Raw genomic sequence first — 13,443 nt, forward strand, 5'->3', positions numbered from 1 at the left:
TCTTAAAGAAAATGTGCTGTTAACAATGATGGAGAATGATATGAATTGGCCTGTGCAAATAATCCCTCCAGTCGATAAAATTCCTGGAATTAAATGGAGTAAATGGTTTTTTTCTTTCATAAGTATTTTGTTGATTGTGGTGGTTAGTTGGGTTGGGGCTAAAATTATTTTGCCTGCTGAAGATGAAGAGCTTTTGAAATTGCTTACCCTGTTGTTTTTTTCGGTGCCCCTAGCTTTTTCTGTCATAATTTCCGTTAGAATCTATTACCATGGTTTGTGTTTGTCGGCATTCGAAGCAAGAGAGCGCGAAGCAGCATTGGTCAGGAAAGACTGGACTGAATGGGCAAGTAAAAAGTTTTATGTTTCCGCTTATAAACTATTTCTCCCTTCTGCAATATCGCAAACCGATATAGCAATGTCTCATTCGGTTGAAATATATAATAACCAGCGATTGAAACTACGGGGCCATAACGATGATTTATATACTGAAGAACAATTGATTTACGAACTGTTGTCGTCTGTCAGAACAAGGCTGTTACGGTTGAGTGAATCATGTATATTTGATGTTATATTTACCTATGATAGTAATTATATTACTTTCTCAATATTTCAAGAGTGTTGGGCTGCGATCGGGTTTGATGAAAATTGCTTGCGTAATTATTACTGTTGGAGTAAAGCATTAGGACAGGGATTTGATACATTATCCAACATCTCAAAAAATCGGGTGTCAATAATAATATCTGCAAACATTGAAACTTTTGTAAAATACCCCCCTGACTCAACAGAGTTCGCTTCAATATTGCTGGTGACTCATCAAGGGCAACCACCTGAAAAAGACAATAATGGTGTGGCTTTGCGACCAATGGTATGCAACAAAAATCTCACCAAACAAGAGGTCATCCACATGATGACTTACCAGTCAGATATTCTTAAAACGACAAGAGTACTTTTTAGCAATATGAGTGCAGAGGAAGCTTCAGAAGTTTCGGGGATATTAAGACTCTCATCTTTATCTATGAATGTTGAATGGGAGTGTGAGATAATGCATTTAAATTTGATGCTGGGTAATTTAAATGAGCACCATTTTTGGTTGGTGTTTACTCTGGCACTTTTCATATCAGAAAAAAATAATGAGCCGGTTTTAATGGTCACTGGCGTTGGTGATGAATACCTTTTAAATGTCATTAAGCCATTTGATAATAGCAAGGAGCATTAAATTGAACACCTCGGCAAAATGGAGAGTGATTGGCCTTGTATCCTGTCTCATTATCTTTGGTGTGCTGACTTTTATAGGATGTTACTACTATGGGGATATCTTTGGATGGGTATCCTCAAAAGAAAAAGTGAGCCTTTGGTTCTTATGCATGTTTTTAATTTCTGTGTTCCTGATGTTGATGAACTTCGGTGTGTGGTTCCATCAAAAAGAGTATCGCTTTCAGCATATCGCGGGAGGGAAGTCCGTCACAGCTAATGTTCTTAATAACTATAAAAAGTCCAGTAAAAAGGATCCTGTAAAAGCTCATTTACGCCGACGCTATAGCTTCTTGTGGCAAAACAAGATCCGCCTGCTGTTGATCACCGGCGATGAAGCCGCGATTGAGCAACTGGTACCTGGCCTGCAACAGCAGCAGTGGCTTGAAGGCAACCGCACAGTGCTGATTTACGGTGGCAGCCTGGCATCGGAGCCTGACCGCGAAAAATACATCGCGCTGCGTAAACTGCGCCGCGGGCGTCCGCTGGACGGGATTGTCCGTGTACTGCCTGAGTCACTTAATCTGACCCCACAAATCAGTGACAACGATTTACGCGGCCTGGAAAAAATCAGCGAACTGCTGCGTTATTCCGCTCCGGTCTGGCTGTGGCAACTGTGCAGCAGTCACTGGTCGCAGGGTACGCGTCCTGAGCAGGCGGTAGGCGCAAGCTTTCCACCACGCGCAAAAGAAGATGATGTGATCCGCCAGCTGGAACTGATGCTGCTGGCCCTGCGGGCGCAGGGGATGAGTCAGGTCGCGGAAAACAGCAGCCACGACTTCCTGCTGCGCCTGAGCCAGCACCTGAACGACGGTGCTATTGCCCGCTGGGCTCAGCAGTTGCAGCCATGGTTCTTTGTTTCTCAGCAGCGCGTCCCGCTGCGTGGTCTGATGTTCAGCCTGTCGGAGAAGAAACCTGCCGGAATGTCAGCGGGAACAGCCGATGCTGAGAATTATGGATCACAGCGTCATGCCCTGACTCTGCCAGCAACCTGGCAGGGTATTGTTGACGACTGTACCCGCGTACGTGGCCGTCGTGTCGGTATGCCGTGGGAACGAGCGCTGGCCTGGGCACTGATGGCCATCATCAGTGTCTGGGGGGGAGGGATGCTGCTGTCGTTTGCGGTCAACCGGTCACAAATAGTTTCTGTTGCACAGCAGGCTCATGCTCTGGTTGAGCACCCTTCTGTATCGGATTACCAGCTGACGGCCCTGCATGCTTTGCGTAATGATGCCGGTCGCCTGCTGCACCATATTCAGGACGGCGCGCCATGGTATCAGCGCTTTGGTCTTAACCATGATCAGCAATTGCTTGACGCAATGCTGCCCTGGTACGGGGTGGCGAACAACCGTCTGATACGTGATCCGGCAAATGAAGCGCTTAAGCAGAAGCTTATTGCGCTGGTCAATTCGGCACCCAACAGCGACCAGCGGACACAGATGGCGAAACCGGGTTATGACCAGCTGAAAGCCTGGCTAATGATGTCCCGTCCGGATAAAGCTGATGGTGCATTCTACGCGCAAACCATGAAAACCGTGCAGCCGACGCGTTTAGGTATCTCAGCTGGCCTGTGGCAAAGCCTGTCACCGGATTTGTGGGCCTTCTACATCACCGAACTGCCAGCGCAGCCACAGTGGAAAATCACGCCGGATGCGCAACTGGTCAGCCAGAGCCGCCAGGTGTTGTTGCAGCAGATAGGACGGCGCAACGCGGAAAGTACGCTGTACGAGAACATGCTCAAATCCGTACGTCGTAACTTTGCCGATGTGTCTCTGGAGGACATGACTGGCGGTACCGATGCCCGTCGCCTGTTTACCACCGATGAGGTGGTGCCGGGCATGTTCACCCGTCAGGCCTGGGAGGGAGGGATTCAGCAGGCCATTGAGAAAGCGGCAAACTCCCGCCGCGATGAAATCGACTGGGTACTGAGCGACAGCCGGAAAACCGTTTCCTCAGACCTGTCGCCGGAAGCACTGAAAGCACGTCTGACGGAACGCTACTTCACCGACTTTGCCGGTAGCTGGCTGAGCTTCCTCAACAGCCTGCAACTTAATCCGGCAAACAATATTGCAGACGTCACTGACCAGCTGACGCTGATGAGTGATGTTCGCCAGTCACCGCTGATTGCCCTGATGAACACCCTCGCCTGGCAGGGGCAGGCCGGCCAGAAGAGTGAAGGCCTGTCGGACTCCATCATCAAATCGGCTAAAGACCTGGTAGGCGGGAAGGACAAACCGGTAATTGACCAGTCAGCCTCAGGCCCGCAGGGCCCACTGGATGAAACCTTTGGACCGTTGCTAACACTTATGGGTAAAAACAACGGCAGCAACGTTATGTCGGCTGACAATTCACTGAGCCTGCAAACGTATCTTACCCGTATCACCCGTGTGCGTCTGCGTCTGCAACAGGTCGCCAGCGCCTCTGACCCTCAGGAAATGATGCAGAGCCTGGCGCAGACCGTATTCCAGGGCAAAAGCGTGGACCTGACCGACACCCAGCAGTACGGCAGCCTGATTGCTGCAAGCCTGGGCGAAGAGTGGAGTGGTTTTGGCAGCACCATGTTTGTGCAGCCGCTGACCCAGGCCTGGGAAACTGTGCTTCAGCCATCGGCAGCGAGCCTGAATGATAAATGGAGTCGTTCCGTGGTGGCGAACTGGCATACGGCATTTGACGGACGTTTCCCATTTGCTGTCAGCATGAGTGATTCCTCTCTGCCAATGCTGGCTGAGTTTGTGCGTAAGGACAGCGGACGCATTGAGCGCTTCCTGACCACGGAACTCGGCGGTGTGCTGCACAAGGAGGGCAGCCAGTGGGTAACGGATAAAGTCAACAGCCAGGGACTGAACTTTAACCCAGCCTTCCTGCGGGCGATTAATCAGCTCAGCCAGCTGTCGGATATCTTATTTACCGACGGCAGTCAGGGCATCAGCTTTGAACTACAGGCGCGTCCGGTACCGCAGGTGGTAGAAACGCAACTGACTATTGATGGACAAAAGCTGCACTACTTCAACCAGATGGCAGACTGGCAGAGCTTCCGCTGGCCTGGTGACACCTACAAGCCCGGAACCATGCTGACATGGACCACCGTCAATGCGGGTGCACGTCTGTTTGGTGATTACAGCGGAACCTGGGGCTTTATTCGCTGGCTGGATGAGAGTAAACGAGAGCAGCTTGACCGCAGTCAGTGGATGATGAGTTTTACCGCGCCGGATGGTCGTACCCTACAGTGGGTACTGCGTTCACAACTGGGCAGTGGGCCGCTGGCGTTACTGGCACTGCGGGGCTTCACGCTGCCAGATCAAATATTTAGCGTAGATAGCGCGGCTATGGCGCAGGCGCTGATGACCAATACAGAAAACAGTGACATGGACGGAGTCGAATAATGGACGCTTTGCAGAATCTGGTTGTTGCCTGCCAGGCAGATGAAACCCTGCTGCGACAGCAGGCGCAGTCACATTCCGAAAGCTGGCAGCGCTGGCTTACCCCGATCAGTGAGAACAGTCCTACAGGAGAAGACCCGGGTTATGACGATGATTTCCAGCGTATCCGGGAGGAGGTCAATAAACTTTCCAGTATTGATACCGGGCTGATTTGCCAACTGGCTGAAAAGGTGTTGAACACTGTGGCCAAAGATGTCCGGGTTGCTACTTACTATTGTTGGGCGCGCTTGCACCAGGACGGTGAAACCGGGTTTGCTGAAGGGCTTGAGCTACTGGCGGGATTACTAACCCAATATGGAACACAGCTCCATCCTCAGCGTGAGCGAAGCCGTAAACCGGCGCTGGAGTGGCTCGCAGGCTCTCGTCTACTTGACAGCCTGTTACTCTGGCCAGAAGTGGTACGCGACGATGCCCAGCGTACGACCGGAGCGTTGCTTCTCATCCGAGACAGTCTTGAAACTGAGCCTGAAGCGTCACGTCCAGATCTGAATGCCCTGTACAGCGCGCTGGGTTCCCGCCTGATGAAAGCCGGTGGCGTGGATGCGGTAATACCCCAGAACGCCAGCAGTAAAACACGCGCGCAGTGGGCATCTCACGCGGCAGAGCAGGACGCGCCAGTGCTGAGCCACATCACGTCAGGTCAGGATTTGCTGGCTCAGGCCCGAACCCTGACGGGATATCTACGTGAGCAACCCGATGGCTGGCTTGCCGCACACCGACTGATGAAAAGTCTGCGTCACGACACGCTGAGAGCGATCCCGGCACCGGATGCCGAAGGGAAAACGCGCATCGAACCGCCGCGGGCTGACCAGCGGGCAATGCTCAAACGGCTGTATTTGCAACAGAGCTGGCTGGAGATATTGGAACAAGCGGACAGTACTTTCTCGCGTGGCGCCAATCATCTCTGGCTGGATTTGCAGTGGTACATCCATCAGGCCCTGATTAAATCAGGCCAGGATGTGCTGGCCGATATCATTATCGCTGACCTGAAAGGGCTGCTGCGGCGCCTTCCCGGACTTGAAACGCTGGCCTTCAATGACGGCACACCCTTTGCTGATGAGGTCACGCTGAACTGGATACACCAGAACGTGCTGGACGAGATGTCCGGCTGGCGGGATGAGCCGGTCACTGCTGTCAGTGAGACGGACAACGATATTCTGGCCCTCGAGCCGGAAGCGCTGGAGAAAGCGGACACGGATGGTCTGGATGCCACACTCCACTGGCTGCAAACGCGCCCGGGCACCGACACCACAAAAGACAAATGGTTGGTGCGTCTGCTGATGGCACGTGTGGCGGAGCAGAAGGGTAAGAATGAACTGGCGCTGCATCTGCTGGGTGAGCTTGACGGTGCAGCACAGGCCATCACCCTCACTCAGTGGACGCCAGCGCTGTTGTTTGAAGTGAAATCACGCCGCCTCCGACTGCTGCGCATGAAAGCCGCCCGCAGTGAAACCGATAAGTCACGGCTTCAGCCAGAGATGGACCAGCTTCTGGCGGGCCTGATTGCGCTTGACCCGGCAGGCTGTGCGGTGCTTTGCGGGTAAAGCGACTGACATACCTTTAAAACACATTTATTCAGGTTCTTATGGATGATTTAACCCTGCGTTATTACGACGCTGAAATGCGCTACCTGCTGGAAGCAGGCGAAGAATTTGCCCGCGCTCACCCTGAGCAGGCAGCAATGCTCAATCTCGATAAGGCGGGCGCGCGCGACCCGTACGTGGAGCGCCTGTTCGAGGGCTTTGCCTTCCTGATGGGCCGCCTGCGCGAGAAGCTTGACGACGACCTGCCGGAACTGACCGAAGGGCTGGTCAGCCTGTTGTGGCCGCATTACCTGCGCACCATTCCCTCGATGTCGGTGGTGGAGTTCACTCCTGTCTGGCGTGAGATGAAAGAACCGATGCGTATTGCCAGAGGTTTCGAGGTCAATTCGCGGCCGATCGGTGAAAAAGGCACGCGTTGTCGCTACACCACAACTAAAGAGATAACCCTTCAGCCACTGGCGTTGGAGCATGCCCGCCTGTCGACTGATCCTGACGGGCGCTCTGTCATCAGCCTGCGCTTCAGTTGTAGCCATCTTGCTGACTGGAGCCGTGTCGATCTCAGCCAGATCCCGTTCTATTTCAATGCTGACGCACCGCTGGCCTGCGCTATGCATGAAGCTTTTACCATGAATACGGCGCGTCTGTGGCTGCGCATGCCAGGTGACGTAGACAGAAGGCCGATGGACGGGTATTTCACCGCACTGGGGTTTGGTGATGATGACAGGCTGTGGCCGAAGGGGGACAGCAGTTTCAGCGGTTACCAGTTGCTGCTGGAGTACTTCACCTTCCGCGAGAAATTTATGTTCATGGGGCTGCGCGGGCTGGAGGCCGTGATCTTTCCTTCTGAGCTTCCTTGGTTTGAAATCGACGTGGTGCTGGCGGAACGCTGGGAGCATGACTTCAGCTTTACCGAAAAGCACCTGCGCCTGAATTGCGTGCCGGTCATTAACCTTTTCCCGCTGGAATCCGATCCGCTGACGCTCAATTCTCTGCAAACCGAATACATGCTGCGCCCGATGCGCGTGCAGGATGGCCATACCGAGATATATACCGTGGATTCGGTGATGTCGTCGAGTCAGCATACCTACGTGCCGTTTTCGAGCTTCCGTCATAAGGGAGGAATGATGCGTCATGAAGCACCGGAATATTACTACCACACCCGCGTGCGCCGCGGTCCGTCCGGCCTGCATAACACCTGGCTCATTCTTGGCGGCGAAGCATTTGATAATCATACCGTCCCGGAAGACGAAAGCCTGTCGCTGACGCTCACCGGCACAAACGGTCAACTGCCACGACGTGCGCTGCAAAGCACCGTGCTTGATACGGTGATGAAAACCACTTCGGTCAGCATTGCCGTGCGCAACCTGTGCGCGCCGACGCTACCTTGTTACCCACCGGCGCAGGACCGTTTCCACTGGCGCGTGCTGAGTCACCTTGGCAGCGGATTTCTGTCGATGATGGATAATGCCGACGTGCTGCGCGGTACCCTGGCGCTGTATGAATGGACCGACAGCGAGATGAACCGTCGCCGCCTGGAAGCCATCATTGACGTGAAGCACAGTGAAACCGAACGCTTTGAGCAGGGCTATCTGGTGCGCGGCGTGCAGATTGAGGTGACCCTGGACAGCCATGGCTTTGCCGGGCGCGGTGACATCTGCCTGTTTGGCGAGATGCTGAGTCGTTTCTTTGCGCTCTACACCGACATTTATCTGTTTAACCGACTGATTATCATCCTGCAACCTACCGGAGAGCGCCTGGAATGGGAAGAGAAGCACAATCGCCGTATTCCCGGCTGAGCCCACGGCTGGAAGCCGACCTGCATCGTATGAACTTTTACCGTTTATGCCAGTTACTGGAGAAGCGTAACCCGGGCAGGCCGCTGATGGGCTCGACCAGTCACCCGGGGGATGATCCGGTACGCTTTGCCCCACATCCGGGGATGGGATTTCCGGCCAGTGAGATGAAAGCCGTGGAATATGATGAGGAGGATGACAGCCGGCCACCACTCATCCGCACGACCTTTATGGGAATGTACGGTGTCGACTCACCCTTGCCGACGGCGTATCTCGATGACATCGCTCAGCGTCGGGAAGGGCATTATGCACTACAGGGTTTTCTGGATATCTTCAGCCATCGCATTCTGACGCAGTTTTACCGTATCTGGCGTAAATACTCTTACCCTGCCACCTTTGAACCCGGTGGTACAGACAGCATCTCGCAGTCACTGCTGGGCCTGGTGGGGCTGGGTATTCCCGGCACAGCAGACCACATTGCCACACCGGTATCCCGTTTTCTGGCTTTGCTGGGTGTCCTACAGCAACCGGGCAAAACGCAGGAGGGGATGCAGGCGCTGGTGACTTTGCTGGCCCCGGAAACCACCGTGAAGGTTAGCCCGTACTGCCTGCGGCCGGTGGAAATTGGTCAGCCACTGGGCTTTTACGGTGATGACGATTTTCTGTTGGACGGCAACACGCCACTGGGTGACGAAGCGATGGATGCGGGTAGCCAACTGCTGGTTGCGCTTAGGACGGATAATGAACAGGAGGCACAGGGCTGGAAGCCGGACGGTCTGCTGTATCAGGACTTTATGGTGATGCTTCGTGTCTGGCTCGGTTGGCGTTTTAAGGCAAAACTCACCCTGACCACCCGGACCCGACTTCTTGCCGTTCCGCCGCTTGGTGAAGGCCCTTTCTGGCTCGGGATGAACGGCGTGCTGGGGGCTGATGAGGGGGAGTTTACAGACGATATCCCACCGACCTTTACGACGGAACTGGGCTATTACACCGGCCTGAAGCCGGCAATATCACAACAAGGAAACCGACGTGTTACGTACAAGTTCAATTAAACACGCGAGCTTGCTGCCTGCTCTGCTGGCATTCAGCCTGACGGGGTGCGGGGTGACGCAGGGCATCACTGATGGCACCAAATCGGCATTTAACTCCGTGTTCTACAAAAAAATTAAGATGCTGCACCTGGATTTCACGGCGCGTGAAGCGTTAAACACCGATTCCCGCGAAAATAACTCACTCTCCGAGCCGGTGGTAGTCCGCGTCTATCAACTGAAAGACCGTAAAATCTTCGATAAAACGGTTTACCAGCAACTCCTGAAAGATGGCGAAACCATCCTGAAAGCCGACCTGCTGGCGACCCGAGATGTGGTCGTAAAACCGGGTGGTGATACAAATCTTGATATGCCAATGGAAGAAGAAACGCAGTTTGTCGCGGTAGTCGGCCTGTTTCGTCACCCGGACCTGGACAACAATACCTGGAAGCAGGTTCTAAAACGTGAAGATCTCGATCCGGATAAGCCGCGCATTCTGGAGGCCGGGAATAACCACCTGACGTTACAGCCATTGAAGGATGACTGATGCCAAAGGGACATAATACGCCATCGCTGTATGAAATGCTGAGCGGCAATTTCTCAGGTGGCCTGAACCTCAACCAGGTCAGCGAACAGAATCAGGTGATTTTATCAGTACTCGATAATATGCAGCGCATCCTCAACTGCCGCGCTGGTACGCTGGCTCACCTGCCGGACTACGGCCTGCCGGATATGACAAAAATCCTCCAGGGGATGCCCGGAACCGCCCATCAGCTGATCACCACACTGTCGGCCGTGTTGCTGAAATATGAGCCGCGCCTGAATCGAATTAAAGTGGTGATGCAGGATCAGATTCAGGCCGGTGAGCTTCGCTACGCCATTGACGCGGAGCTGAAGGGGGTCGGGTTAGTTCGATATGGTACGGAATTTATGCCGGAGGGCAGGGTATTAATCCGTCATCTGAAACAACAGCAATACCTCGATGCACGTGCCGCCATCTAGTTATTACTCAGGTTAAAACAGTTATGACAATAAATTCTGAACGCCAACTTAGAACCGGCGGGGATCCGCGCACGCTTGCGGGTTACGCTGCCTTGCGCGAAGAAATGAACAAGCTCACCCATCCGGCACGCCCGGATGTGAACTGGCAACACGCGGAAACGCTCTGTCTGTCACTGTTCGGGCATAACGGTGTGGAGCTACAAACGGCTGCCTGGTATACGCTCGCCCGTACGCATCTGGCCGGATTGTACGGTATGAATGAGGGGCTTGCGTTACTTGCTGCACTGGTAGCCCGCCAGTGGGGAAACCTCTGGCCACAGCCTGTCCATGCGCGAATCGAAATCCTCAGTGCACTCAGCAAGCGCCTGCAACAGGTAGTACGAACGCTATCGCTGACGTACGCTGACTTAGGGCAGCTGTATCAGTCTGAAGAGCATCTGAGCGCTTTGGGGGACGTCTTGCAGCGTATGGAACTCAAGCATGCTACTCAGCTTGATGCTCTGCGCACGATGATGCAGAACGCAGCTGTGCGTCTGGAAAACAGCGAAAATACGGACATGAGTCTGCACGGTGACGCATTGGGTGCTACGGAAATTCACCTCGTCGAACCGACTGAGCGTAGTAAATGGGTTTATGTGGTTGAGCCCGAGCCGGTGCTGAACGTTGGGGTGGTTAAAGAACCTCCGGTGTCGATGAAACCCTGGAAGCCATTTGCTGCTGGTATGTTGACCATGCTGGTGGCAGCCAGTGTCGTCGCAGGAGGATGGCAGATGTTGCATGCGCCAGATTCGGCACAAGCGCAGCTAGCCGCGGCTCTGGCTCCTCTACCTCAAGGGCTATCTACAGGGCAATTAGAGGCGCTGCAACAAACGTCACCGTCACCGGAACCGGGGATTGGCAGGACACAAAAGTTGTTAGCGCAGCTTTTACAGTTGAAACCAGACTGGGCAGTGAGCTTCGGCGACCGTCTGGTGCAGCAGGCGCTGACGCTGTGGCCGGAAGAAGCCAAACCCCTGGCGCAACATTGGCACAAGCAGATTAGCGTTGCCGGACTTGCAGAGTCAGAGCTGAATGGCTGGCATCAGGGAATGACGCAGTTACAGCAGTTGACGAACAGGCTAAACGCGCTGGATGAACAGAAGGGGAAGTACATGACGGTCAGCGAACTGAAATCAGCCGTGTTTGCCATGTCGCAGTCCTTCAGCCATACCGTTCCGCTTGAGGAGCAGCTTCGTCTGCTTTCCATTTTACCTGCCGGGCAACCCCTGTCAGCAGCGCAGCTAAACCAGACCGAACAGCATCTTCAGCAGTTGATTGCCAGCTATGCCTTGCTGAAGCACCAAAAAGAATAATGAGACTGGCGAAAAACACGGAGTTGTCATGTCAGCAAGAGAGCGTTTTTTTAAGAAAGTGCAGCAAAGTATCGGGGACAAACCGATCTATGTTAATACGGCTGAGGCCGAAGTCAGGGCGTTTTGTGAGCGGATGGAGGATCTTGCGCAGCAAATTATTACATGGTTTGAAGGTTCTGGTATTGAAATATTTTTATCTAAAAAACATATCACCGATTTAAGTACGGTTGGCTACAGCCTCAGTAGCGGTATATGTCGTTATGCCATTACGACGATCATTTTGCAAAATGGGGATCGCAGCGTCACCATTATGCCAGAACAGGTGATCAGGGGGCCGGAGAAGGGGTGTGTGACGATGAGTATTAATGTCCCCGATAGTCTGTCGGGGGCGAGGATATTCCATTTAAGCATGGCGCCTGAAACAGGCTGGTATATTCGTCGCGGGCATCAAAGTCCAAAAGAGAATATTCTCATGACTGAGGACTGTTTTTTCCAGGCTATCGACTGTCTGGCCTGAACGTAAGTCACCCTAACGGAAGGAGCGCGCATTAACGTAGTTAATATATATTAACTACGTTAACTTATTAAGCACCACTACACACCGGCGGCCTACAGTACCCCTCCTTAAATATATAATTACCGTTTATGAAGGTGTATCAGTAACCCAACGACAAGCCAGATATTTAGCGTAAAACATGCTTTTTATCCACCTTAAGTAAAACTGCGCAAATCAAACTGCAAAACAACAAACCAGCGACGAACGTGAGGACAAATTCGTATGGCAATGCTATAACCTTTAATGCCAACCAAAATATAATATCCCAGGAAAAGGTATGCTAAGAAATATTAGTGTCAGAACGTTCATTGTCTATTTCCTTTTATGTGTATTTTTGGTAAGTGATGGAGTTATAGCGCTATTTTCACGGAATTCTTCGCTTTTTATTGCTGTCATAATTGTACAATTCATCGCCTTATTTTTGCTTTGGGCATACATGACAAAATATCTTGTGACGCCGATCAATACTGTGAAAAAAAGTATTGAAGAAGTGACGTCAGGCAATCTCGGCGTGTCGATCCCTGAATTCGGCAACAACTGTGCGGGACGACTGATCCCGGGCATTAATAGTCTCTCCAGCAACATTGCAACGCTGGTCCGTGAGATCCGCGCCTCCTCGCAAACCGCGATGACCCTGTCAGATCAGCTTTCTTCACGCAGCGCGCAGCTTTCCGTTAAAACAGAACAGCAGTCAGCTTCGCTGGTGCAAACGGCAGCCAGCATGGAAGAGATGGCTGCAAGTACAAAAAATAATGCCGACAATACCCGTTTAGCCAGCGAACAGGCGAATATCGCGACGTTGCAGGCGCGTAAAGGCGGAGAGTTAATGGGGCAGGTCGCGAACAATATGCAATCAATTACCGACTGCGCCCAGCAAATGACAGAGATTATCTCGCTGATTGACGGTATCGCTTTTCAGACCAATATTCTGGCGCTTAACGCCGCCGTTGAAGCGGCAAGAGCGGGCGACCATGGAAAAGGATTTTCAGTGGTCGCTGGTGAGGTCAGAAGCCTGGCGCATCGTAGCGCCGAAGCGGCAAAAAATATTAAGTCATTGATTGAAGTCACCAGCCATAACGTGACGCAGGGCGTTAACGTAGTCTCTGAAGCTGAAAAAAACATGCACGACATCGTTACCGGCTCGGGCAACGTGAGCCGATTGATGGATGAAATTTCCGCCTCAACATCGGAACAAGAAAAAGGGATTTCACAAATCACGCTGGCATTGTCAGAGCTGGAACGCGTAACACAGAGCAATGTGTCGATGGTTGAAGAACTCAACGGCTCGTCAGATGTGTTGCGCAATCAGGTGATTGAACTTCAGACACGAACACGTAATTTCCGTCTGAAGAACGAGTACCAGGCTGATAATGCGTTAATAAGCCGCGAATGGGTGGTGAATTCCTGAGCATATTCAGGATGATGCCTCACATAATTATTGCTTAACCCTCGACGAAAGCTAGACTGACACCGAAAG

The 13,443-nt window shown here is 52.6% G+C and carries 10 protein-coding genes; all 10 read left to right on the forward strand.

Features of this window, described 5'->3' with window-relative positions; translation table 11 throughout:
- The first annotated feature begins 40 nt into the window (after nt 1-40).
- Nucleotides 41-1,216 carry a hypothetical protein gene (locus ACOTX2_RS07080; protein ID WP_063147260.1) on the forward strand — a complete coding sequence of 392 codons (1,176 nt, stop codon included), beginning with the start codon at nt 41-43 and terminating at the stop codon, nt 1,214-1,216.
- Nucleotides 1,179-4,634 carry an ImcF-related family protein gene (locus ACOTX2_RS07085; RefSeq protein WP_311017562.1) on the forward strand — a complete coding sequence of 1,152 codons (3,456 nt, stop codon included), beginning with the start codon at nt 1,179-1,181 and terminating at the stop codon, nt 4,632-4,634. Before ACOTX2_RS07080 ends, ACOTX2_RS07085 begins: the two co-directional genes overlap by 38 nt.
- A complete protein-coding gene (gene tssA / locus ACOTX2_RS07090; protein WP_063147262.1) occupies nt 4,634-6,235 on the forward strand; it encodes a type VI secretion system protein TssA in 1,602 nt (533 codons plus the stop codon). Before ACOTX2_RS07085 ends, tssA begins: the two co-directional genes overlap by 1 nt.
- 41 nt (nt 6,236-6,276) lie before the next feature.
- A complete protein-coding gene (gene tssF / locus ACOTX2_RS07095; RefSeq protein WP_045622577.1) occupies nt 6,277-8,031 on the forward strand; it encodes a type VI secretion system baseplate subunit TssF in 1,755 nt (584 codons plus the stop codon).
- A complete protein-coding gene (tssG, locus tag ACOTX2_RS07100) occupies nt 7,995-9,080 on the forward strand; it encodes a type VI secretion system baseplate subunit TssG (RefSeq protein WP_063145837.1) in 1,086 nt (361 codons plus the stop codon). The genes tssF and tssG overlap by 37 nt, the downstream gene beginning before the upstream one ends.
- Complete coding sequence (gene tssJ / locus ACOTX2_RS07105) at nt 9,058-9,603, forward strand: type VI secretion system lipoprotein TssJ (protein ID WP_032624166.1); 546 nt, start codon at nt 9,058-9,060, stop codon at nt 9,601-9,603. The genes tssG and tssJ overlap by 23 nt, the downstream gene beginning before the upstream one ends.
- On the forward strand, nt 9,603-10,058 hold the full coding sequence (gene tssE, locus ACOTX2_RS07110; RefSeq protein WP_063147263.1) for a type VI secretion system baseplate subunit TssE: 456 nt from the start codon (nt 9,603-9,605) through the stop codon (nt 10,056-10,058). The genes tssJ and tssE overlap by 1 nt, the downstream gene beginning before the upstream one ends.
- 23 nt (nt 10,059-10,081) lie before the next feature.
- On the forward strand, nt 10,082-11,410 hold the full coding sequence (locus ACOTX2_RS07115; protein WP_063147264.1) for a VasL domain-containing protein: 1,329 nt from the start codon (nt 10,082-10,084) through the stop codon (nt 11,408-11,410).
- 28 nt (nt 11,411-11,438) lie between these two features.
- Nucleotides 11,439-11,927 carry a hypothetical protein gene (locus ACOTX2_RS07120; protein WP_063147265.1) on the forward strand — a complete coding sequence of 163 codons (489 nt, stop codon included), beginning with the start codon at nt 11,439-11,441 and terminating at the stop codon, nt 11,925-11,927.
- A 316-nt stretch (nt 11,928-12,243) separates the two neighbouring features.
- Entirely contained in the window at nt 12,244-13,374 is a 1,131-nt protein-coding gene (locus ACOTX2_RS07125) for a methyl-accepting chemotaxis protein (RefSeq protein WP_080460780.1), read from the forward strand.
- Nucleotides 13,375-13,443 lie beyond the last annotated feature (69 nt).

The sequence above is a fragment of the Enterobacter cloacae complex sp. IR5412 genome, from assembly GCF_049237385.1.
Taxonomy (GTDB): Bacteria; Pseudomonadota; Gammaproteobacteria; order Enterobacterales; family Enterobacteriaceae; genus Enterobacter; species Enterobacter intestinihominis.

What these genes read in the sequence shown, in the direction of transcription:
- ACOTX2_RS07080 (WP_063147260.1), top strand. Translation starts at nt 41, where the DNA reads ATGAATTGGCCTGTGCAAATAATCCCTCCAGTCGATAAAATTCCTGGA.
- ACOTX2_RS07085 (WP_311017562.1), top strand. Translation starts at nt 1,179, where the DNA reads ATGTCATTAAGCCATTTGATAATAGCAAGGAGCATTAAATTGAACACC.
- tssA (WP_063147262.1), top strand. Translation starts at nt 4,634, where the DNA reads ATGGACGCTTTGCAGAATCTGGTTGTTGCCTGCCAGGCAGATGAAACC.
- tssF (WP_045622577.1), top strand. Translation starts at nt 6,277, where the DNA reads ATGGATGATTTAACCCTGCGTTATTACGACGCTGAAATGCGCTACCTG.
- tssG (WP_063145837.1), top strand. Translation starts at nt 7,995, where the DNA reads ATGGGAAGAGAAGCACAATCGCCGTATTCCCGGCTGAGCCCACGGCTG.
- tssE (WP_063147263.1), top strand. Translation starts at nt 9,603, where the DNA reads ATGCCAAAGGGACATAATACGCCATCGCTGTATGAAATGCTGAGCGGC.
- ACOTX2_RS07115 (WP_063147264.1), top strand. Translation starts at nt 10,082, where the DNA reads ATGACAATAAATTCTGAACGCCAACTTAGAACCGGCGGGGATCCGCGC.
- ACOTX2_RS07120 (WP_063147265.1), top strand. Translation starts at nt 11,439, where the DNA reads ATGTCAGCAAGAGAGCGTTTTTTTAAGAAAGTGCAGCAAAGTATCGGG.
- ACOTX2_RS07125 (WP_080460780.1), top strand. Translation starts at nt 12,244, where the DNA reads ATGCTAAGAAATATTAGTGTCAGAACGTTCATTGTCTATTTCCTTTTA.